General features: G+C 66.0%; 17 protein-coding genes. 2 read left to right on the forward strand and 15 right to left on the reverse strand.

What is annotated here, in order from left to right; translation table 11 throughout:
- Positions 1 to 79: 79 nt before the first annotated feature.
- The 14 genes from PEP31012_RS10135 to trxA form a co-directional block, all read right to left on the reverse strand.
- Positions 80 to 2,629 (reverse strand): ABC transporter permease, encoded by a 2,550-nt coding sequence (locus tag PEP31012_RS10135; protein ID WP_246171224.1) that lies wholly within the window; start codon positions 2,627 to 2,629, stop codon positions 80 to 82.
- Entirely contained in the window at positions 2,616 to 3,212 is a 597-nt protein-coding gene (locus PEP31012_RS10140; RefSeq protein WP_174978184.1) for a DUF4126 domain-containing protein, read from the reverse strand. The genes PEP31012_RS10135 and PEP31012_RS10140 overlap by 14 nt, the downstream gene beginning before the upstream one ends.
- 282 nt (positions 3,213 to 3,494) lie before the next feature.
- Positions 3,495 to 3,812 carry a quaternary ammonium compound efflux SMR transporter SugE gene (sugE, locus tag PEP31012_RS10145; protein ID WP_150589211.1) on the reverse strand — a complete coding sequence of 106 codons (318 nt, stop codon included), beginning with the start codon at positions 3,810 to 3,812 and terminating at the stop codon, positions 3,495 to 3,497.
- Positions 3,813 to 4,123: 311 nt separating this feature from the next.
- A complete protein-coding gene (gene kdpE, locus PEP31012_RS10150; protein ID WP_150589212.1) occupies positions 4,124 to 4,834 on the reverse strand; it encodes a two-component system response regulator KdpE in 711 nt (236 codons plus the stop codon).
- Positions 4,827 to 7,724 carry a sensor histidine kinase gene (locus tag PEP31012_RS10155; RefSeq protein WP_150589213.1) on the reverse strand — a complete coding sequence of 966 codons (2,898 nt, stop codon included), beginning with the start codon at positions 7,722 to 7,724 and terminating at the stop codon, positions 4,827 to 4,829. Before PEP31012_RS10155 ends, kdpE begins: the two co-directional genes overlap by 8 nt.
- Positions 7,725 to 7,907: 183 nt before the next feature.
- Positions 7,908 to 8,492, reverse strand: coding sequence for a potassium-transporting ATPase subunit KdpC (gene kdpC, locus PEP31012_RS10160; protein WP_150589214.1), 585 nt, complete (start codon positions 8,490 to 8,492; stop codon positions 7,908 to 7,910).
- A 77-nt stretch (positions 8,493 to 8,569) separates the two neighbouring features.
- The gene (kdpB, locus tag PEP31012_RS10165) at positions 8,570 to 10,696 is read right to left on the reverse strand and encodes a potassium-transporting ATPase subunit KdpB (RefSeq protein WP_150589215.1); all 2,127 of its coding nucleotides are present in this window, start codon (positions 10,694 to 10,696) and stop codon (positions 8,570 to 8,572) included.
- A gap of 28 nt (positions 10,697 to 10,724) precedes the next feature.
- The gene (kdpA, locus tag PEP31012_RS10170; RefSeq protein ID WP_150589216.1) at positions 10,725 to 12,530 is read right to left on the reverse strand and encodes a potassium-transporting ATPase subunit KdpA; all 1,806 of its coding nucleotides are present in this window, start codon (positions 12,528 to 12,530) and stop codon (positions 10,725 to 10,727) included.
- Positions 12,527 to 12,619 carry a K(+)-transporting ATPase subunit F gene (kdpF, locus tag PEP31012_RS10175; protein ID WP_063389843.1) on the reverse strand — a complete coding sequence of 31 codons (93 nt, stop codon included), beginning with the start codon at positions 12,617 to 12,619 and terminating at the stop codon, positions 12,527 to 12,529. The genes kdpA and kdpF overlap by 4 nt, the downstream gene beginning before the upstream one ends.
- 338 nt (positions 12,620 to 12,957) lie before the next feature.
- Complete coding sequence (locus tag PEP31012_RS10180) at positions 12,958 to 13,839, reverse strand: amino acid ABC transporter substrate-binding protein (protein ID WP_150589217.1); 882 nt, start codon at positions 13,837 to 13,839, stop codon at positions 12,958 to 12,960.
- Positions 13,840 to 14,168: 329 nt separating this feature from the next.
- Positions 14,169 to 15,326, reverse strand: a complete 1,158-nt coding sequence (locus PEP31012_RS10185) for an amino acid ABC transporter substrate-binding protein (RefSeq protein ID WP_150589218.1) — start codon at positions 15,324 to 15,326, stop codon at positions 14,169 to 14,171.
- A gap of 109 nt (positions 15,327 to 15,435) precedes the next feature.
- On the reverse strand, positions 15,436 to 16,023 hold the full coding sequence (locus PEP31012_RS10190; protein ID WP_150589219.1) for a P-loop nucleotide/nucleoside kinase family protein: 588 nt from the start codon (positions 16,021 to 16,023) through the stop codon (positions 15,436 to 15,438).
- Positions 16,020 to 16,397 carry a cupin domain-containing protein gene (locus PEP31012_RS10195; protein ID WP_150589220.1) on the reverse strand — a complete coding sequence of 126 codons (378 nt, stop codon included), beginning with the start codon at positions 16,395 to 16,397 and terminating at the stop codon, positions 16,020 to 16,022. Before PEP31012_RS10195 ends, PEP31012_RS10190 begins: the two co-directional genes overlap by 4 nt.
- A 33-nt stretch (positions 16,398 to 16,430) precedes the next feature.
- Complete coding sequence (gene trxA, locus PEP31012_RS10200) at positions 16,431 to 17,282, reverse strand: thioredoxin (protein WP_150589324.1); 852 nt, start codon at positions 17,280 to 17,282, stop codon at positions 16,431 to 16,433.
- 191 nt (positions 17,283 to 17,473) lie between these two features.
- Between trxA and PEP31012_RS23625 the strand changes: the two genes are divergently transcribed.
- Complete coding sequence (locus PEP31012_RS23625) at positions 17,474 to 20,014, forward strand: cation:proton antiporter domain-containing protein (RefSeq protein ID WP_174978185.1); 2,541 nt, start codon at positions 17,474 to 17,476, stop codon at positions 20,012 to 20,014.
- 131 nt (positions 20,015 to 20,145) lie between these two features.
- On the opposite strand, the gene PEP31012_RS10210 is transcribed toward PEP31012_RS23625, so the two are convergent.
- On the reverse strand, positions 20,146 to 21,045 hold the full coding sequence (locus PEP31012_RS10210) for a pirin family protein (RefSeq protein ID WP_150589221.1): 900 nt from the start codon (positions 21,043 to 21,045) through the stop codon (positions 20,146 to 20,148).
- 209 nt (positions 21,046 to 21,254) lie between these two features.
- Between PEP31012_RS10210 and greB the strand changes: the two genes are divergently transcribed.
- On the forward strand, positions 21,255 to 21,818 hold the full coding sequence (gene greB / locus PEP31012_RS10215; protein ID WP_150589222.1) for a transcription elongation factor GreB: 564 nt from the start codon (positions 21,255 to 21,257) through the stop codon (positions 21,816 to 21,818).
- The last annotated feature ends 4 nt before the right edge of the window (positions 21,819 to 21,822 follow it).

A 21,822-nucleotide genomic window follows, 5' to 3' on the forward strand; every position in this document is an offset into this window, starting at 1 on the left:
GCCCGCTATTGTGCCCCAGGCCCATCGCGACTGCCACGCGGGCATGAGCGGCACGATGCCGCACCGCTTCTGACAGGCGTCAGACCTCGCGCAACGTGCGCAGCGCCGACTGGCGCAGCACCGCCCGCAGGCCGCTCCATCCGCCGATCAGCGCGCACAGCACGCCCGCACCGACACCCAACACCGGCAGCCACGGATTGAAGTGCAACGCAAACTCGAAGACATAGCGCGCCAGCGCCCAGCCAAGCGCACCGGCGCCCAATGCCGCCAGCAGCCCCGCGAGCGCGCCGACAGTCACCAGTTCCGCCAGATGCACGTCGCGAAGTTGGCGCGACGACGCCCCCAACGCGCGCAGGATGCCGCTCTCGCGCATCCGTTCGTCGCGCGTGCCCGCTAACGCCGCGTAGAGCACCAGCACGCCCGCCGCGAGGGTAAAGACAAAAAGCGCCTGCACGGCGTCGATCACCTGGGACAGGATTTGTTGAATCTGCGCGAGCAAGGCGCCCGTGTCGATCACCGTCACATTGGGGAACTGACGCACCAGCGCATCGGCCACGCCCTGTTGCTGCGGCGCGAGATGGAACGACGTGATCCACGTCATCGGGAAATCACGCAGCGCGGCGGGCGGCATCACCACGAAGAAATTCACGCGCATCGATCCCCAGTCCAGCTTGCGAAGACTCGTGATCGGCGCGTCGATGTGCTGACCCGCGACTTCGAAGCGCAGCGTGTCGCCCAGCGACAGGCCGAGCGTCTTCGCGATGCCCGCTTCCATCGAGACCTGGGGCGTCGAGGCGTCCCCGTACCACTGCCCCGCCGTCACGCGATTGCCTTCGGGCAGCACCGCCGTGTAAGACAGGTTGAACTCACGCTCGGCAAGCCGCCGCGCGCGCACGTCGGTGTAGCTATCGCCCGTCACCGGCTTGCCGTTGATGGCGGTCAGGCGCGCACGGATCATCGGCGAGAGCTGCACGTTCGGCAGTCCGGCCGCGTGCAACTGCGACAGCACCGGCGCGTCCTGCCCCGGCTGGATATCGATGACGAAGCGGTTCGGCGCGTCCGGCGGACTCGACTGACGCCAGCCCGCGATCAAGTCGTTACGCGTGACGGCAAGCAGCAACAGCGCCATCAACCCCAGCCCGAGCGCCACCACCTGCAACGCACTGCCGAGCCCGCGACGCCGCAAACCCGCCACGGCATAGCGCCATCCGATGCCTCCCATCGCCCCGCCCGCGGCACCGCGATGCCGCGCCCAGGCCGCCAGCCCGCGAATGGCGAGCCAGGCAAGCCCGCCGAACATCACGGCTGCAGCGACGAAACCGCCCGCCACCATCGCCCCGAGGCGCACGTCTCGCGCCGCGAACAGCAGCAGGGCGCCGAAGGCCAGCGCGCTCGCGCCATACGCAAGCCATCCTTGCCGACGCGCGCCACCCACCACCTCCCGACGCAGCACATGCAGGGGCGCCACTTCGGACAGCGGCAGCAAGGGCGGCAGCGCGAAACCCAGCAGCATCACCAGCGCGCTCGCCAGACCAAAGACCGCCGGTCGCCACGTCGGCGCGGGCAACCCCGCCGGAATCACGTCCCCCAACTGCGCGAGCAGCACCCCATGCGCCGCGTAGCCGAGCGCAACGCCCAATACCCCACCCATCAGGCCAAGCCCGATGAATTCGATCGTCACCATCGCGCGCAATGCCCGGCGCGACAGGCCCAGGCAACGCATGACGGCGCAGGCATCGAGATGGCGCTCGCTGTAGCGGCGCGACGCGATGCCCACCGCCACCGCCGCCAACACCGCGGCGAGCAGCGCCACCAGCGAGAGGAAGCGGTCGGCGCGATCGAGCGTCTGGCGCACCTGCGGCTGCCCTTCCTCCAGCGATTCGAGATGCACGCCGCGCGCCTGTTCGGCGGCCGGCCGCGCCCACGCGGCGAATTTGGCGACCTGCGCATCCGTGCCCGCCACCAGCAGGCGATAGGTAATCCGACTGCCGAACTGCACCAGTCCCGTCGACGGCAGTTCGTCGAAGCGCATCATGACGCGCGGCGCCAGCGATCCGAAGCCATAGCCGCGATCCATTTCGCGTGTGATGACGGCGGCGATGCGCAGCGTCCGGCTGCCCACGCGAACGGACTCGCCGGGTTTGACATGCAGCGCATCGAGCAGCGCGGCATCGACCCAAACCGTGCCCGGCGCGGGGATGGCCGCGGCGGGCGCATCCGGCGTGTCGGCGCCGGCATCGGGTGCCGTGCGTACGCGTCCGCGCAACGGATAACCGTCGCTCACGGCCTTGAGCGAAGACAGACGGCTCGCGCCGACCTGCCCGTGCTCGCCCGGAACGCTGGCCATGCTCGGGAAGGTGGCGACGACGGCGGTGGCCAGCCCATCGGCGTGCGCCTGACGTGTGAATGCCGGGGACAAGGGGGCGTCGCCGCGCACGACGAGATCGGCGGCGAGCATCTGCCGAGCATCGCGCTCGAGACCGCCCTGCATCCGATCCGAGAGAAATCCCACGCTGGAGAGGGCACCGACCGCCAGCAACAACGCCACGAGAAGCAGATGCAATTCGCCCGCGCGCCAGTCGCGCAGGAACATCCGCCATGCCTGGCGGGCTACGTCAGTGAACCCCATCGTTCCTCAATCCTTTGACCCGCGCCAGCAACGAGCGCCAACCGCGCCAGACGCGGGGCAGCCACCACCACGCCAGCGCGACGAAAATCAATAACATCACGAGAAAAACGGCGGGAAGGAAGAACGCCAGCGCAAGCCCGCCCACCGTCGACACATCTTCGCCGGCTGAGGCCGCCACATTGGAAAAAGGTTCCGGCGACGTGTTGATCAGCGCCCGGCTGCCCGCCTTGGCCAGATGGGCCGTACCCGCGAGTGCACCGCCCGCCAGCCCCGCCAGCACCGTGACGGTCGGATCCATCTGCCCCAGCGCCGCCGCGCCCAGCACGACGCCGGCCGGAATGCGGATGAAGGTGTGCACGGCGTCCCACGCACTGTCGACGAAGGGGATTTTGTCGGCAAAGAACTCGATGGCCGCCAGCACACCGGCCGTGGCAATGACCCAGGTCGATGTCAGCACGGCCAGCGAGGGCGGCAGGTGCAGCCATCCCAGGCGCGCGGCCATCCCCGCGCAGAACACCGTCAGGTACAACCGCAGGCCGCTGCCCCAGGACAGCCCCGCGCCGAGCGCAATCGATTCAAGCATGGCGACCTCACTGCCGCCGACATGACGGCGTCGCACGATCACGCGTCGCGTACCGCCGACGCGGTAACGGCCATCGGGCAGGACGCCACCGGCGCCCCCCCTACCCGGACTGAATTCTCAAAAGACGCATCGATGACGTCCGGGCGGCGAACGCAGGCCGCCGGACGGTCACCGAGAGGTCACTCGAGCGCTACCGCGTCATTATGCCGCGCGCTGTGAGAACGCACCACCGGTGCTGGAAATCGGGGAGTTAGCATAGCCAGCGCGCGAGGCCGGCCCCGTTCAGGCGGCGGTCAACTTCAACCCGACCAGGCCCGCGAGAATCAGGGTCACGCTGGCGATCCGGGCGGCGGACGCCGACTCGCCGAACAGGACGATGCCCAGCACAAACGCACCGACGGCGCCGATACCGGTCCAGATGGCGTACGCCGTGCCCAACGGCAGCGAACGCACGGCGAGCGCGAGCAGCCAGACGCTGCCGATCATCGCCGCAATCGTGAACACCGACGGCCCGAGACGCGAAAAACCCTGCGTGTACTTGAGGCCAACGGCCCACGCCACTTCCAGCAAACCGGCAAACACCAACAATATCCAGGCCATGACTGACTCCGATAGGGAAATCGGGGTCGTCCCCGCAAGAGAAGCGATCCGCGTGCCGGGTCGTCCCGGCACGGGGTTCCTTCGGATGTCGAATGACGTGACAGAGCGCCGACGTTGCGAATTTGCCTGTTGGCGTCTTACCGCAAGGCAGATCGCCGGACATACCGCGAGGAACCGCACGATTCTAGCAAAGCTCTCACGTCGCGGTGATGGCCGTGATGACGTTGATGGCTTTCATCGCGTGGATCGATGCCCAGGCGTTCCCATACGCACCGCAACGCAAAGGCGTTCGCCGGCGACCGCCGAAGCGCTCAACTGATCGCGTCCATCTCGAGCCGGTAGCCGACCCCCGTTTCCGTCAGGATGTGTTGCGGCTGTGCCGGGTCGGCCTCCAGCTTCTGGCGCAGATGGCCCATGTAGATGCGCAGGTAATGATGGCTCTCCACGTGCGACGGCCCCCACACCTCCTTGAGCAATTGCCGATGCGTGAGCACGCGCCCCGCGTGGCGCACGAGCGTGATCAGCAGACGGTACTCGATCGGCGTCAGATGCACGGGGTCTCCCGCGCGCGTGACCTTGCGTCTTGCCAGATCGATGTGGATATCGCCGAACGAAAAGGCCTCGTCGAGGGTCTCCGCGTTGCCGCCACGATGATGTCGACGCAATTGGGCCCGGATCCGCGCGAGCAGCTCCGACACCCCAAACGGTTTGGTCAGGTAATCGTCGGCGCCGACATCGAGTGCCACGACCTTCTCCGACTCCTCGTTGCGAGCGGACAGCACGATGATCGGCATATCGGTCCAGCTTCGCACCTCGCGAATGACCTCCACGCCGTCGATATCCGGCAGCCCCAGATCGACGATGAGCAGGTCCGGCTTGCGCGTAGCGGCCTCGACCATGCCCTGCCGCCCGGTCTCCGCTTCGTGCACGACCATGCCTTCGGCTTCCAGCGAGGTGCGCAGAAACCGTCGGATCTGCCTTTCGTCTTCAATCACCACGATGGTGATGGTCGGTTCACTCATGTTCTCGGGTCGTGTTCGCGTCGGGTGTACGAGGTGTACGCGGGTCGTCGGCGGGCATGTCCGTCATATCCGCCAGGTTAGTCGTGCGCGACGCGGGCCTCATGTCTGGCATGCCCGGCACGCGCGCATCGACGTCCTCCGGACCGTCCAGACCTTCCGGCGTCGCCGTCCCCTCCGGCGCGATCGGCGGCGACTCCACCGGCAAGGTGAAGATGAAGCGAGCCCCGTGGCCGTCAGGCACGTTGGTGGCGTGAATTTTACCGCCGTGCGCCTCGACGATGGCACGACAGATTGCCAGTCCGAGCCCGATGCCGGGCGTGGCGGACTCCTTTTCGCCGCGCATGAATTTCTCGAAGATGCGTCCTTCCATGCCGGCCGGCAGGCCCGGACCGTCGTCACTGACGCTCACTTCCACCTCGTCGCGCTGCACGCGCGCGGCGATCTCAATCTGCGAGCCCGCGGGCGAATACTTCGCGGCGTTCTCCAGCAGATTCGTGAACAGGCGCTCCAGCAGCACGGCATCGAAGCGCAGCAACGGCAGGCCCGCGGGCAGCCGTGTGGTCACGACGTGCCCGGCCAGCGACCTGCGGCAGGCGCGCAACGACGTGCCCACCACTTCCTCGAGCATCTGCCACTGACGGTTGAGCTGCACGCCGCCCGCCTGCAACTTGGCCATGTCGAGCAGATTGGTCACGAGCCCCGTCATGCGCTGCGCTTCCTCGTGAATGGCCTCAACGAGGTCGGCACGCAATGGTCCCGGTGTCTGGGCATTACGGATCAGCATGCTCGCGAACCCGACGATGGACGTCAGCGGCGTTCGCAGATCGTGCGAGATCGCCGAGAGCAAGGAATTGCGCAGCCGCTCGGACTCCATTGTCACCAGGGCATCCTGGGCAATCTCGACATAATGCACGCGCTCGAGCGCCAGGGCGATTTGCGCCGCGAACGTATCGAGCAGACGCTGCTGGTCCGGCGTATCGATGGCCCCGCCGCCCTCCGGTACCGGCGCCACCACCAGCACGCCGCGCGTGCGCATGGGGGCGCGCAGCGGGAGATAGTACGCATCCGACGCAGGCAACGTGTTGGTGCCCCGCCCCGCCGCTTGCTGACGGTCATACACCCACTGCGCGACGTCGGTATCGATATGCGCTGGCAGAGATTCCGAGCGCGCATTCTCGACCGGTTGCCGAACACTGCCCTGGCTGTCAGGCAGCAGCAGCGCCACGCGGGCCTGGAACACCTCGCGTACGTGGCGCGACCCGATTTCCACGATCTGCGGCGTGGTAAGCGCCGCCGCCAATTCGCGGGCCATGGCGTACACCGCCCCCGTGCGTCGCTCGCGCCACGTGGCCAGTTGGGCCTGAAACCGCAGGCTCGTCGTCAGATGGCTGATGACCAGGGCGACGGTGAGCATGACGGCAAACGTCAGCAGATACTGGGTATCGGACACCGACAGCGACAGCTTCGGCGGTACGAAAAGGAAGTCGAACGCCACCACCGACAGAAACGACGCCAGCACCCCCGGCCCACGCCCCAGCCGCATGGCCGCCACGATCACGCCGAGCAGATACAGCATGGAGATATTGGCCAGGTCCAGGAACGACGTGAGTTCCGCCGCGGCGAGCGACACGGCGCCGCAGATCCCGACCGCCCAGGCGTAGGCACGCCAAGGGCCGCCCACAAGCCCCAACTCGGGGGCCGAATCAAACCAGTCGCGCCAGTCGCCGCGCACCACGCGCTGATCGGCTGTCGCATCCCCTGCCGCCGGCCCGATCAGCACGACATCCACACCGCGGGCGAGCCGCATCATCTGCTCGTGCACCGGCGTGCGCGCCGTCCACCACCGCCGGGCGCCGCTCGCGCCCACCACCAGTTTCGAGACGTTACGCATCTGGGCATAGGCGAGCAGCGTGGTCGCCGCGTCCGCGCCATCGAGCGTGAGGGTTTCGGCCCCCAGCTCCTGCGCGAGCTTGAGCGTCGCATAGGTGCTTTCCCGGCGTGCTGGCGATTGCCGCTGGAGGGCGGGCGTCTCTATGTGGACGGCCAGCCAGTCGGCCCGCAGGCTGGCCGCGAGCCGCGCCGCCGCGCGCACCAGTGCCACGCCCTCCGGCCCCGGGCCAATGGCGACGAGCAGCCGCTCACGCGCTTGCCATACATGGCTGATCGACTGATCGGCGCGGTACTCGCGCATTTGCGCATCGACGCGATCGGCCGTACGGCGCAGCGCCAGCTCACGCAATGCGATCAGGTTGCCCTTGCGAAAGAAGTTGCGCACGGCCCGCTCGGCCTGCGCGGCCATGTATACCTTGCCCTCGCGCATCCGCTCGAGCAACTCGTCGGGCGGCAGGTCGACCAGCTTCACTTCGTCGGCCAGATCGAAGATGCGATCGGGCACGGTCTCCCACACGCGAATGCCGGTGATCTGTCCGACCACGTCGTTGAGCCGCTCCAGGTGCTGCACATTGAGCGTGGTGTACACGTCGATGCCGGCGTCGAGCAATTCCTGCACGTCCTGCCAGCGCTTGAGATGCCGTGTGCCCGGCACATTCGCATGGGCAAGTTCGTCAATCAGCGCCACGGCCGGTTTGCGCGCGAGCATGCCGTCGAGATCGAATTCGCGCAGGACGCGGCCGCGGTAGTCGACCGACTTCTGCGGCAGCACTTCCAGCCCCTCCAGCAAGCGCGCCGTTTCGTCTCGGCCGTGCGTCTCCAGCACACCGACCACGACGTCAGTGCCCTCCTCGCTGAGCTTGCGTGCGGCCTGCAGCATCGCAAACGTCTTGCCCACCCCGGCTGAGGCGCCGAAGAATATCTTCAGCCGACCGCGCTGCTCGCGGGCCTCTTCACGCTGCAGCTTGTCGAGCAGTTCGTCGGGATCGGGGCGTTCCATGCCAGGCATCGAATGAGTCCATCAGGAAGGCAAACGCCTCGCCATCAGGCGAGGCTCGTGTCGCATCATCGGTTGCCCGACGACGCCAAAAAGCGACACGCGCCGGGCGTGCCGCCAATCTACCGCAGGTAGCGAGGCAAGACCAGCGATTCACCGGCCTGCCGCGCACCGCGCATACGCATTTCAGACGCTGCCGTGCGTCAGGGCATCCAACGCCAGGTTCAACTTCAGAACATTCACCCGAGGCTCTCCGAAAATGCCCCACTGCCGGCCCTCGGTGTATCTCGCCACGAGCGAGCGCACCGCGTCGGGCGCGAGGCCGCGGGCCTTCGCCACGCGCGTAACCTGATACTCAGCGGCTGCCGGGCTGATGGCCGGATCGAGACCGCTGGCCGAGGCCGTGACCAGATCTCCCGGCACCGGCAGCGTTGCGCTCGGATCGGCCGCGCGCAAGGCGGCGATGCGTGCCTTTACGGCGTCGGCGAGCGCGGGGTTGAGCGGGCCGAAGTTCGAGCCGCCCGAGGCAATACCGTTATCAGGCATCGGCGCGGTGGCCGACAGACGCCCCCAGAAGTACTTCGGTTCGTCGAAATTCTGGCCGATCAGCGACGAGCCGACCGCTTTGCCGCCTCGGTAGATCAGGCTGCCGGCGGCTTCGCGCGAAAATGCCGCACGGCCGATGCCGGTGACGACCAGCGGATACACCAGCCCTGTAATGACCGACAGCACGACGAACAGACTGAGCATCGGACGCAAGAGGGTTTTCATGACATCAATTCCTTAGAGGTTCAGCAATGTGGCCCGAACGCCCGGCCGGCCGGCCATGGCGTTCGGGCCCCGCGCGATCAGGCCCAGCCCATCGCGGCGATGATCAGGTCGATGACCTTGATGCCCACGAACGGCACCAGGATCCCGCCCAGGCCGTAGATCAGGAGGTTGCGGCGCAGCAGCGTCGCGGCCCCGACCGGGCGATACTTCACGCCCTTGAGCGCCAGCGGAATCAGCACCACGATGATCAGCGCGTTGAAGATCACGGCAGACAGGATCGCCGACGACGGACTCGCCAGACGCATCACGTTGAGCGCATCGAGTTGCGGATACGTCGTGGCAAATGCCGCGGGAATGATCGCGAAGTACTTCGCCACGTCGTTGGCGATCGAGAATGTCGTGAGACTGCCGCGCGTCATCAGCATCTGCTTGCCGATCTCGACGATCTCGATCAACTTGGTCGGGTTCGAATCCAGGTCGACCATGTTGCCCGCTTCCTTCGCGGCTTGCGTCCCCGAGTTCATCGCCACGGCCACATCCGCCTGGGCGAGCGCCGGGGCATCGTTCGTGCCGTCGCCCGTCATCGCCACCAGCTTGCCTTCGGCCTGATACTTGCGAATCGTCGCGAGCTTCGCTTCCGGCGTGGCTTCGGCAAGGAAGTCGTCGACCCCGGCTTCGGCCGCAATGGCCGCCGCCGTCAAGCGGTTGTCGCCCGTGACCATCAGCGTCGTGATGCCCATCTGGCGCAGTTCGGCGAAACGTTCCTTGATGCCGCCCTTGACGACGTCCTTCAGTTCGATCACGCCCAGCGCGCGGGTCCCGAGCGCATCCTGCTCGGCCACCACCAGCGGCGTGCTGCCGCGACGCGCGATCTCGTCGACGGCGCTGGCCAGTGCCGTCGGCCATACCCCGCCAGCCGATTCCACGTAGCGCTTGAGCGCGTCGGCTGCCCCCTTGCGGATCTGCTTGTCCGTCAGATCCACCCCGCTCATGCGCGTCTGCGCCGAGAACGGGATGAACAGCGCGTGCAGACTGCCCATCTCGCGCTCGCGCAAATTGAAACGCTGCTTGGCGAGCACGGCGATACTGCGCCCTTCCGGCGTTTCGTCAGCCAGCGAGGCAAGTTGCGCGGCGTCGGCCAACGTGCGCTCGTCCACGCCCGGGGCCGGCACGAATTGCGATGCCTGACGGTTGCCCAGCGTGATCGTGCCGGTCTTGTCGAGCAGCAGCACATCGACGTCGCCCGCGGCTTCCACGGCACGGCCCGACGTGGCGATCACGTTCGCTTGCATCATGCGGCTCATGCCGGCCACACCGATGGCCGAGAGCAGCCCGCCGATCGTCGTCGGGATCAGGCACACCAGCAACGCGACCAGCACCGTAATGGTGACCGGATGCCCCGCTTGCGTGACGAACACACTGAAGATCGAATACGGCAGCAGCGTGGCCGTGGCGAGCAACAGCACCAGCGTGAGCGCGACGAGCAGAATCGTGAGCGCGATTTCGTTCGGTGTCTTCTGCCGCTTTGCGCCTTCCACCATGGCGATCATACGGTCGAGGAATGCCTCGCCCGGGTTGACCGTCACGCGCATGACCAGCCAGTCGGAGAGCACGCGCGTGCCGCCGGTGACGGCCGAGAAATCGCCGCCGGATTCGCGGATCACGGGGGCGGATTCGCCGGTGATGGCCGATTCGTCGACCGACGCCACGCCTTCCACCACTTCACCGTCGGCCGGCACCACATCACCGGCCTCGACGAGCACGAAATCGCCGCGACGCAGGCTGGCACTATCGATCACCAGACACTCCGCATCGCGCCGGGCGGCCCGCAATTGCTTGGCCGGCACGTTCTTCTTGGCCTGACGCAGCGACGCGGCCTGCGCCTTGCTGCGGCCTTCCGCCAGCGCTTCGGCAAAGTTCGCGAACAAGACCGTGAACCACAGCCACAGCGCGATGGCAAGAATGAACGGCGCGCTCGCCTCGGCGTGGCCCGCTACGGCCATGCCGAAAAGCACCGTCGTGAGCAGGCTGCCCACGTACACCACGAACATCACCGGATTCCGGGCCTGCGTGAGCGGATGCAGCTTGCGAAACGAATCGACAATGGCCGGCTTGACGATGGCGGGGTCGAACATCGACAGCGATGTCGACGTATGCGCCTTGCCCACCGGCCGGGTGACAGTATTTCCTGAGGGTTGATTCATGAGTGCCTCGAATGCCTCATTTCAATAATCAATGCGCACCGATCATCGTCAGATGTTCGGCGACCGGACCGAGTGCAAGCGCTGGCATATAAGTGAGCGCGCCCACCAACAGCACCGTGCCGAGCAGCAGCACGACGAACAGCGGACCATGCGTGGGCAACGTGCCCGAGGTCGCGGCAATGCGCTTCTTGCGGGCGAGAGCACCGGCAATGGCCAGCACCGGCACGATCACCCAGAAGCGGCCGAACCACATCGCGATCGCCAGCGTGCTGTTATAGAACGGCGTGTTGGCCGACAGCCCGGCAAAGGCGCTGCCGTTATTGTTCGCGGCCGAACTGTAGGCGTAGAGAAGTTCCGAGAAGCCATGCGTCGCCGGATTCGCCACGCCCGCCTGCCCTGCCGGCACGAGGACCGCGAGGGCGGTGCCCAGCAGCACCAGCAGCGGCGTCATGAGCACGGCCACGGCGACCATCTTCATCTCGAACGCTTCGATCTTCTTGCCGAGGTACTCTGGGGTGCGTCCGATCATCAGCCCGGCGACGAACACCGCGAGCATGGCGAAGACGAGCATGCCGTAGAGGCCCGAGCCCACGCCACCGAAGATCACCTCGCCCAACTGCATCAGCAGCATCGGCACCAGTCCGCCCAACGGCGTGAGCGAATCGTGCATCGCGTTGACGGCACCGCACGAAGCGGCCGTCGTCACCGTGGCGAAAATGCCCGAGGCCGCGATACCGAAGCGCGTCTCCTTGCCTTCCATATTGCCGCCTGCCTGCGTGGTGCTCGCTTGCTGATCGACACCGAGCGTCGTCAGCACTGGATTGCCGGCCTGCTCGGCCGAGACCGTGGCCACGGCGGCAATCGAGAACGCAATCGTCATCGCGGCGAGCAGCGCCATTCCCTGGCGACGATCGCCGACCATGCGTCCGAACATATGGCAAAGTGCGGCCGGGATCAGGAAGATCGCCAGGATCTGCAGGAAATTCGACAGCGGCGTCGGGTTCTCGAACGGATGCGCCGAATTCGCGTTGAAGAAGCCGCCACCGTTCGTGCCGAGCATCTTGATCGCTTCCTGCGAGGCGACCGGCCCCATCGGTAACGTTTGCGTCTGCGTCACCGCGGGCGTCGTCACCGGCTTGCCGGCAGCGTCGAGCTTCGGTTGACCGTCCGGGCCGAGCACCGGATTGTCGTAATGCGTGGCTTGCAGCGTCGTCACATCCTGATACGCGCTGAAGTTCTGAATCACGCCTTGGCTCATGAACGCGGCTGCGAGCACGATCGAAAGCGGCACCAGAAGATAGAGCGTGATGCGGGTCATATCGACCCAGAAGTTGCCGATCGTCTGCGCCGTGTGACGGGCAAAGCCGCGAATGAGGGCGACCACCACGGCAATCCCGGTGGCGGCCGACATGAAGTTCTGCACCGCCAGACCGAGCATCTGCGTGAGATAGCTCATGGTCGACTCACCGCTGTAGCCTTGCCAATTGGTATTGGACACAAAGCTCACCGCCGTATTCATCGACGAGTCCGGGGTTACGGCACCGAACCCTTGCGGGTTGAACGGCAGCCAGACTTGCCAGCGTTGCAGGGCGTAGACCGCCAGGGCACCGAGCGCGTTGAAGCCGACGAGGGCGATTGCGTACGCGCGCCAGTGCATTTCCTTTTCGGCATCGATGCCGCACAGGCGGTAGAGCCCACGTTCCAGAGGCGCGAACCAGCGGTTCACGCGAGATTCGCCGGCGAGCACGTCGGCCATGAAGCGGCCGAGCGGGCGCGACAGCACCAGCAGCACGACGAGGAAAACGCCGAGCTGGATCCAGGCGTTGAGTGTCATGCCAGATCCTCCGGCTTGAACAGCGCGTAGACGAGATAAGCGAGCAGCGCGAGCGTGAGCCCGCCGCTCAACCAATACATGGCGGTCATTGCTGTCCTCCTACCGACGCGCAGAACGCGACAAAACCGACGGTCGTGGCGACGAACACCGCGAGCACGCCGAGATATACCCAGTCCATGACAACTCCCTATCGTGTGGCGGCCGGCACGCCACGGACGCGACGCGCCCTCGCATGCGCCTGCCAGCCGTGTCCTGAAAGATACGGATCGACGCGTAAAGACGGGGACAAAAGGGATAAAGGGGGTGTAAACAACGCGTAAAAACGGGGGGCATCAACGCAAAAAAACCCGCCGATATCGCTATCGGCGGGCTTCCCGTTGGGTGGGGGCGCAACGACACCTTCCGTCGTTCGCGCCTCAGTCGGGCCTTACTCGGTGACCTGCATTCCTTTGTGCCAGACCTCGATCACTTCCTTGCTCGGCTCCAGGTTCAGATTGACGTTGCGCGGCGGGATCGGTTGCTGGAACCATTTGCGTTGAATGCGGCGAATGTCGCCCGAGCTGAATACGTGGGCAAGGGTCGTATCGACGAAGTGTTTGAATTGCGGATCGTCGCGGCGGAGCATCAGCGCGTTGAGTTCCGTTTCCAGCGGGGCGCCGACGATCTCGAAGTCGCCCGGCTGGCGGGCGTTGGCACGCAGACCGGCGAGAAGCACGTCGTCCAGCGCGAACGCCTTGGCGCGTCCAGTTTCCAGCGTCAACATCGACTCGCCGTGATCGCGGGCGGGAATCACGCGGAATCCGCCTTTGTCGGCCTGCGTGCGGGCCAGGCGCTCGCCCGTCGAGCCGGCGGATGCGACCAGATTCTGCCCCTTGAGGTCGTCCAGACCGCGAATGTTGTCCTTCCTGTTCACGAGCAGCCGCACTTCCGAGACGTAGTACGGGTTGCTGAAGCCGACTTGTTCGGCACGTTCCGGCGTGATGGTGTTCGGCGCGCAGTCCAGGTCGACCGTCCCGTTCTTGACCAGCGCAATTCGGTTCTGGGGCGTGATGGACATTTCGCGCACACGCAGGTTCGGCAGATCGAGGGCGGTCTTCACGGCGTCGACGACGGCATAGCAGAGATCCATCGTGTAGCCGATGGGCTTGCCCTTGTCATTGACGTAGGCGAAGGGGATGGCCGCTTCGCGGTAGCCGAGGGTAATGACGCCAGTGTCGCGGATTTTCTTGAGGGTACCGGTCAGATCGCCGTGCACGGTGGGCAGCGGGACAACGGTGGGGGCGGCCTTGGCAGGGGCGGCGACCGCCATGGAGACGCCGGCTTGTGTGGACGACCACACGGCGAGACCGATTGCGACGCGCTTTGCAGCGCGCTTCCAACTAACGTCCTTGAGACTGTTCACAGCAAATTCCTATCAAATTAGCAGCACGATAGCAATTTACAGAAATGGGCGGTCGGGCGCAAAGAAGCGTTTGTCATTAGCTTATGGCGGGCGAACGGATGGGACGAGACGGACCGGGGCCGCTTTCTGCTGCGCGTTGGGTTTGTGTCTGAGAGGCGGAAAGGGGCTCCGGTCCGTCGTGGGGGCACGATATCGTGTCTGGAAGGCGGGGGCGGGGGCGGGAGCGACTGCCCCAATCAACGGTTTCGGGTGGAAGACTTGGCGGCCGCGTCGTGTTCCGGGGCGTTGCCGTACGCATTGGCCTTGCTATCGGCGGTTGCCCGGTAACGCGCCCCGGCGTCCCAAAGCGCGAGCACGTCGGGCGATGGAACGACGTTGAGTTTATGTCCGAAAGGCGGCACGGCGGTCTGAAAGGAGTCGCGTTGGAGTTGGCGTATGTCGCCGCTGCCGAAGATGTCGGCGAGGGCGGCGTCGACGCGCGCCTTGAACGCCGGATCGTCCTTGGGCAGCGCAAGTGCGTAGTACTCGGGTTGCGTCGCCAGCGGTGGGCCAACGATTCGGAACGCGTCTGGCGACCGGCTCGTGGCGCGCAGGCCTTCGAGCAGCACGTCGTCGAGCGCCAGCGCTTGCGCACGGTGTTCCCGCAACATGCGAAACGCGTCGTCGTAGTCGCGCGCCATCAGAAGCTGGAAGCCTGCCCGCGCATGTCGAGCGCGCACCAGCCGTTCGGCGGTCGTGCCCTGCACCACGGCGAGCCGCAGCCCTCGCATATCGTTGATCGACTGAATCCCGGCGCCATGCCGAACCATGAGGCGCACGCGAGCGGCGTAGTACGGCAGGCTGAAGGCCACCTGTCGTTCGCGCGCCACCGTCACTGTCGACGGTGCGCAATCGATGTCGATGGCATCGCCCTTGATCAGCGGCGCGCGCATCTGCTCGATCACGCGCACGGGGGTACTGCGCAACTCGGGCAGCGCCATCTCGCGTTGCAACGCTTGCACAACGCGTTGGCACAGCGCCCACGCCAGCCCCATCGGCCGGTCCTTCGCGTCGACATACGAAAACGGGACCGCAGTTTGCCGATAGCCCAGCACGATGCGTCCGCGCTCGCGAATGCGCGCCATCGTCGGGGACGCTTCGGAAATTGTGGCGAGCGAAGCGGTGCCGTCGCCCGACGCCGCAACCAAGTCCGCCACCGACAACGGGAGCGCCGCCGCGCTCACCCGCGGCAGCCCGGGCACTGGCGGCGCGCCCGCGGGGGCCGCCGCCGGGATGACGAGCGCCAGCCCGACGGCCGCCGTCAGTCCGCGATGCAGGAATCGATGCAGGAATGAGTGCAGAATGCTTGCGACACGGGCCGCAGACGATGACAACCGACAAGGAGGCAGGAACATGGTCGACGCGGGGACAGAGAGAAAAGTGTCCGTACCTTAGCAACGCCGCGCATCGATCCGCCTGCCGCAAACCACTTTTCGGACAATTCCCTAGGAACGATATCGACGATCAGCGCGTCGGCGCCAGCAACGTTTGTAGCAAACGTTCGTCGTCGTCCGCCGTCGGTGCGGTATTGTCGTATCGCACCAGTTGCGGAAATGCCTCGACGGACGGCGAGAACCGGCGAAGTCGGTAATCGTCCCAGTGCGCGAGCTTATAGGCGTCGTTCGGATTGCCTCGGCTCACGATGCGCGCCTTCGCATTGGCCTCGTCGAGTTCGACCCAGACCACATGTATGCCCACGTCGTCATCGACCCCGAGCCACGCGCGATCGAACAACCGCCCTTCGCGCAACTCGCGAGAGAACGGCCCGACCACCAGCACATTCACGCCGAGGCGCAGATTTTCGCGCGCCGTGTCCAGCAGTCCCGCGTACTCCGGGTCGCGCAACGTCTGCAAATACACCGGACTGTCGCGGTCGTTCGGATTGCCCGTCAACGCCCCCATCACCGAAGCACTGTAAGCACCGTAAAGCGTGTCCTTATCGAGCAGGCAGAACGCTTCGCCGCTGCGCGCGATCAACGGGCCGATCAGGCGCTTGGCCAGCGTCGTCTTGCCCGCCCCAGCGTGACCGCAGAAGAAAACGAGGCGCGTCATGCTTGTGCCTTGCGCTCGAACATCACGAAGTGCTTGCGCACCGGTTCCACGACCTCGAACACCCCCTCGAATCCCGCCGGAATCACGCAGGCATCCCCTGGACCGAATTCCGACGCGTTGCCGTCGAGGTCACTGATGCGAATGCGTCCCTCGATCACCGAAAAATATTCCTGACGATGCGGACCAAACGCAATCCGCCATGCACCGGGTTCGCAGGTCCATTCGCCGCAATCGAACTCGCCGAGCGCATCCGTGTAGAACGGCCGCGTCACGCGTTGCGGATTGCCGCGCACGCGGCGCGCCTGCGCGGGATGGTCGAAGACGGCTTCACCGGCCTGAGCCGGCGCGAACGTAATCAAAGAGGGAGCTTTCATCAGCGTGTAGAGAAAAAAGTCGACAAAGTGGGCTCAATTGAGCGCCGCGCTCAGCTTGCGTCGCCACGCGGCCACCGTCGGTGGATCCGTCTCGGAGAGCGCGTCGAAGATGGCCAGCATCGACTTGCGTGCAGCGTCGTCGCCAAACCTGCGGTCGCGCTGCACGATCTCCAGCAGCGTCTGCAATGCCGGTTCGTACGCACGATCCGCCAGGTAGCGGTTGGCCAGGTCGAGCTTCGCCTGCAGATTGTCGGGATCCGCTTGCACGCGCGCAAGCAGCGCCTGCGCGGGCGGCAGATGACTCGCCTGCTCGGCCGCGGCAATTCGTGTGTTCAACGCGGCAATGCGAGCGTCGCCACTGGCTGCCGTGCGAGGCGACAGCAGCGCCAGTTCCGCCCGGGCGCGGTCAACCTCGTCCATGCCGAGCAGCACGTCGACCAGATCGAGACGCACCTCGTCGTGCGCCGGGTCCAGCGCCAATGCGGCCTGCAATGCGTCGCGCGCGACTTCGGGCGTGCCCGCCATCAACGCTTCGCGCGCCGCGCGGCGCGCCATCTCCGCCGGATTCGGCACGATCCCGTCGATGAACGCGCGCAACTTCCCCTCGGGCAAGGCACCCACGAAATGGTCGACCGGCTCGCCGTCCACAAACGCGACCACCGTCGGCAGGCTGCGCACGCCATATTCCGCGCAAAGCTGCGCGTTCTCGTCCGCGTTGATCTTCACGAGACGAATACGCCCCTGCGCTTCGGCTTCGAGCTTTTCGAGCAATGGCCCCAGCACGTTACAGGGGCCGCACCACGGCGCCCAGAAATCGGCGAGCACCGGCACTTGATGCGAGACGGCCAGCACATCGGTATCGAAACTGGCGAGATGGGTATCGATCATAGGTTCTATCGAGCGTGGTAAATTGCGTGGACGGCGGCCGTCACTCAACGAGTACGGCCGTCGGCGAGATGCATGGTAAGCATGGTAATCGCAAAACTGGGCCAATCGTTACGGACGCGCTCGAGCGCCCCGGGTTCCCGACCTGGCCGCGCGGCGCGCCGCCTGTCGAACGACATGCTGGGAGGCACATGCACGCAGGGCATGGCACGGCAATTTTCTTCACACAACTGCTCCTCCTGGTTCTTGTCGGCCGTTTGCTCGGCGAGGTGATGCAGCGCCTGCGCCAGCCGGCGGTCATGGGGCAGTTGCTGGCCGGCGTGCTGCTCGGGCCGTCTGTCTTCGGCGCACTGATGCCGGCCTGGCAGCACGCCGTCTTCCCCGATATCGACGCGCAGAAAAAGATGCTCGACGCGGTCGCCGAACTGGGCGTGCTGCTCCTGCTGCTGTCCACCGGGCTGGAAACCGATCTGGGGCTCGTTCGCCGCATGAAGCGCATGGCGATCTTCGCGTCGGCCGGCGGCATGGTGATCCCTTTCGCCTGCGGTTTCGCGCTCGGCTGGCATCTGCCCGACAGTCTGCTGCCGCATCCCGAGGCCAGACTGGTCACCGCCCTCTTCCTCGGCACGGCGCTATCGATCTCGTCCGTCAAAGTCGTGGCAATGGTCATTCGCGAAGTCGACTATCTGCGCCGCAACATCGGCCAGATCATCCTCGCGGCCGCCATTCTCGACGACACCACGGGCTGGATCATCATCGCCGCGATCGCCGGCCTGGGAGCGAGCGGTTCGATCGATCTCGGACAGCTGTCGATCAGCCTGGGCGGCACGTTGCTGTTCATCGTGCTGTGCTTCACCGTGGGCAAACGTGCCGTGGCGGTCGCAATTCGCTGGACCAACGACCGCTTCACCGCGGAGATGCCCGCCCTCAGCGCGATTCTCGTCATCACGTTCGTGATGGCGCTCGCCACCGACAGGCTTGGTGTGCATACCGCGCTGGGCGCGTTCATGGCCGGCGTCATGATCGGGCAATCGCCGATTCTCACCGAACAGATCGAGGCACAGTTGCGCGGGTTGATCGTCGCGCTCTTCGCGCCCGTGTTTTTCGGCGTGGCCGGCCTGTCCGTGGATCTCACGATCCTGCTCGACTGGCGCATGCTCGGCCTGGTCGCCGGATTGATTCTGATGGCGAGCGTGGGTAAATTCACCGGCGGCTTCATCGGTGCCCGCGCGGGCGGCATGTCGTCGGCCGAAGCGCTGGCGCTCGCGACCGGCATGAACGCACGCGGCTCCACCGAGATTATTGTGGCGAGTATCGGGCTCTCGCTCGGCGTGCTCAGCCAGGATCTGTTCACGATGATCGTCATCATGGCGCTGATCACCACGCTCATCATGCCGCCCGTGCTGCGGCGAGCCCTCGTACGCATTCCGCTCTCGGCGCAGGAAAAGGCCCGGCTCGAGAAGGAGGCGGCCGAAGAAAAGGACTTTCTGCCGAACGTCGAACGGATTCTGGTCGCGGTCGATGGCAGCGCCAATGGGCGCTTCGCCGCGTGGATCGCAGGACTGACGGCGGGTGTGCGTGGCACGTTGACGACCGTGCTCGCGCCCTCGCCGGCCCCGACGGACAACGACGCAAAGGCGCGTGACGACAGCGAGTCCTCCGAGGCCACAAACCAGCGCGCGAGCACCGACAAGGCTCGGCGTGGAGCCGGTGCGAATGCAGATGCAGGCGACGGCGAAAGCGACGGGCGCGACGCCTACGAGATCGCGCTCGCGGCTGCCACCCTGGCGGCGCCACGCGCCCCGGGCACGCCGGGCGTCGAGGACGATTCGGGTGCCGATAAGGCGCGCGAGGCGTCGCGCCTGGTGCTATGCGAGCGCACCGGCAAGGCCCCGCGGAAGACGCCGGATTTGCCGCACGGCCCCGTCAAGGAGCGCGCGAGTCAGGCGTCGGCGGCAGACGCGTCGAACCCTGACACCCTGAAGCACGAACCGGTGGGCGAAGCCCACGACGACAGGCGCGTGAGCAACGCGACCGAGGCCGGCGATTTCGTCGCCAGCGATCCGTCGGACGCGGCGCGCGAGCACGAAGCGCAGCAGCCCGACCGCAGCCACGAGGCCAATCGCATCTCCGACGAAATCGCCAAGGGCTACGGCTTCGTGATTGCCGGCTTCGATGTTCCGGGCGAGGAGTCGGATTCCGACGTCCCGCCGCTGCCCTTGCCCACCGGCGTGCTGCCGCTTACCAAAGCGTTCGATGGCGCCATCGGCATCGTGCTGGCTCACGGCGCGCATGCCCGCCAGCCCGACGCGCCGCTGAGCATTCTCGTGCCCGTATCCGGCACCGACTATTCGCGGCACGCGGCCGAGCTCGCGATCACACTCGCACGCGCGGCGAACGCGAGCGTCACGGCGCTGCACGTCAGCGCGCGGGTCGCGCCCGGCATGCTGCACCGACGCTGGCGCCCGCGCGTGCTGCGACCCGACGCCGCCGAAACCGCAATGATGGAGAACCTGCACGCGCTGGCCAAGCGCAACGGCGTGAAGCTGCGCACCCGTCTGCTCGCCGGTGGCAAGGTCGACGAAGCCGTGCTGCACCAGATCCAACACGGCAAACACAATCTGCTGGTGCTCGGGGTGCAGCCGCGCTTCGGTGACCGCCTCAACTTCGGCGCCGTCTCCCACCGACTGCTCGAAGACCGCCGATGCTCGGTCATCGTGCTCAGTGCGTGACGGGCGTGAGGGGCCTGAGGGGCCTGAGGGGCGTGAACAATGCGATATCGCCCGTTAGCCTGAGCCGCCGAAAGCAAAACGCCGCCGTCCGATGGTTTCGGTCGCCGGCGGCGCGCCGCCTCAAATGAGGCTCAACTCGCCGACGGCTTGCGCTCCGGCAGCGGAATCCACTCCGTCTCACCGGACACGGTGCCCATCTTCTGGGCCGTCCAGTCAGCCTTGGCCTGTTCGATGCGCTCGCGGCTCGACGATACAAAGTTCCAGAAGATGAAGCGATCGCCGTCGAGCGGTGCGCCGCCCAGCAGCATCAACCGCGCTGGCTTATCGCCCGCCACGATGCGCATGTCAGCGTCCGGCGCGAGCACGCCCATGCGGTGTTCCGGCAGCACCTCGTCGTTTACCGTCACCTCGCCCTGCACGGTATAGACGGCGCGCTCCGCGTACTCGGGCGGCAGCACGAATGCTGCGCACGGTGCCATATCGACGGCCAGATAGAAGATCGGCGAAAACACCTTCACCGGCGCCGTCTCGCCAAACGCCTCGCCGAGAATCAGGCGCATATGCACGCCGGGCAGGAAGATGTCGGGCAGCGACGACGCCTCGTGATGGGCAAACGTCGGCTCGGTCTCCTCGTCGGCCTGGGGCAGCGCCACCCACGTCTGAATGCCATGCACGTCGCCGCCGCGCTCGCGCACGTCATGCGGGGTGCGTTCCGAATGGACGATGCCACGTCCGGCCGTCATCCAGTTCACCGCACCGGGCGTGATGCGCTGATCGCTGCCGAGACTGTCGCGATGCCAGATTTCGCCATCGAACAGATAGGTGACGGTCGCCAGCCCGATGTGCGGATGCGGGCGAACGTCCATGCCCTGCCCCGGCGACAACGTGGCCGGGCCCATGTGGTCGAAGAAGATGAACGGCCCGACGGTCTTGAACGGCAGGCTGGGCAGACTGCGCTGCACAGTGAAGGCGCCGATGTCGCTCAGATGCGGCTTGAGCACGGCGAGGAAGGGACTCGTGGATTCGGACATGGTGCGGCTCTCCTGCGTTCGGATGCGTTCGGATGGACGATGGGGCGAATGTGAAGCGATTGTAGAGGACATTCCCTGCACACTCCATGACACCTGAGCATGATGGCCGAGCAGCACATGACGTCTGCGTGCATGCCCAGCCCCCATCGCTCCTATAATGCAGGGATCCTGAAACGCTCTACGCACGCGCGCGTCGCGTGTATCGACTTATGAACAAGGCCTTCGTCAAGGAAGACAACGGCGACGACGATGACGATCTCGACGCCGGCACCCCGGAAATTCCCGCGGGGACCAAGAACTACATTACGCCGACGGGCTATCGTCGGTTGAAGGAAGAATTGCTCGACCTCATCGACACGCAACGCCCCGAGGTCGTGAAAATCGTGTCGTGGGCGGCGTCCAATGGCGATCGCTCGGAGAACGGCGATTACATCTATGGCAAGCGGCGCTTGCGCGAGATCGACCGGCGCATCCGCTTTCTCACACGACGCCTCGACAACGCCGAGGTGGTCGACACTCGCCGTCAGGAGAATGTCGATCAGGTGTTTTTCGGGGCCCAGGTGACCTATGCCGACGGCAAGGGCGACGAGCACACGATCATGATCGTCGGCATCGACGAGGTCGATCTCGACCGGGGGCATGTGAGCTGGATTTCGCCGATGGCGCGCGCGATCACCAAGGCGAAGGTCGGTGACACGGTGCCGCTGCGCACGCCGGCCGGACTCGAACAGATCGAGATCCTGGACGTGCGCTATCCGCCGTCGGAGGGTTAGCGAA

The organism is Pandoraea eparura (assembly GCF_902459725.1).
GTDB classification, from domain to species: domain Bacteria; phylum Pseudomonadota; class Gammaproteobacteria; order Burkholderiales; family Burkholderiaceae; genus Pandoraea; species Pandoraea eparura.

Coding starts and splice junctions, on each gene's coding strand:
- PEP31012_RS10135 (WP_246171224.1), bottom strand. CDS start 2,629: ATGGGGTTCACTGACGTAGCCCGCCAGGCATGGCGGATGTTCCTGCGC.
- PEP31012_RS10140 (WP_174978184.1), bottom strand. CDS start 3,212: ATGCTTGAATCGATTGCGCTCGGCGCGGGGCTGTCCTGGGGCAGCGGC.
- sugE (WP_150589211.1), bottom strand. CDS start 3,812: ATGGCCTGGATATTGTTGGTGTTTGCCGGTTTGCTGGAAGTGGCGTGG.
- kdpE (WP_150589212.1), bottom strand. CDS start 4,834: ATGAGTGAACCGACCATCACCATCGTGGTGATTGAAGACGAAAGGCAG.
- PEP31012_RS10155 (WP_150589213.1), bottom strand. CDS start 7,724: ATGGAACGCCCCGATCCCGACGAACTGCTCGACAAGCTGCAGCGTGAA.
- kdpC (WP_150589214.1), bottom strand. CDS start 8,492: ATGAAAACCCTCTTGCGTCCGATGCTCAGTCTGTTCGTCGTGCTGTCG.
- kdpB (WP_150589215.1), bottom strand. CDS start 10,696: ATGAATCAACCCTCAGGAAATACTGTCACCCGGCCGGTGGGCAAGGCG.
- kdpA (WP_150589216.1), bottom strand. CDS start 12,530: ATGACACTCAACGCCTGGATCCAGCTCGGCGTTTTCCTCGTCGTGCTG.
- kdpF (WP_063389843.1), bottom strand. CDS start 12,619: ATGACCGCCATGTATTGGTTGAGCGGCGGGCTCACGCTCGCGCTGCTC.
- PEP31012_RS10180 (WP_150589217.1), bottom strand. CDS start 13,839: ATGGCGGTCGCCGCCCCTGCCAAGGCCGCCCCCACCGTTGTCCCGCTG.
- PEP31012_RS10185 (WP_150589218.1), bottom strand. CDS start 15,326: ATGTTCCTGCCTCCTTGTCGGTTGTCATCGTCTGCGGCCCGTGTCGCA.
- PEP31012_RS10190 (WP_150589219.1), bottom strand. CDS start 16,023: ATGACGCGCCTCGTTTTCTTCTGCGGTCACGCTGGGGCGGGCAAGACG.
- PEP31012_RS10195 (WP_150589220.1), bottom strand. CDS start 16,397: ATGAAAGCTCCCTCTTTGATTACGTTCGCGCCGGCTCAGGCCGGTGAA.
- PEP31012_RS23625 (WP_174978185.1), top strand. CDS start 17,474: ATGCACGCAGGGCATGGCACGGCAATTTTCTTCACACAACTGCTCCTC.
- PEP31012_RS10210 (WP_150589221.1), bottom strand. CDS start 21,045: ATGTCCGAATCCACGAGTCCCTTCCTCGCCGTGCTCAAGCCGCATCTG.
- greB (WP_150589222.1), top strand. CDS start 21,255: ATGAACAAGGCCTTCGTCAAGGAAGACAACGGCGACGACGATGACGAT.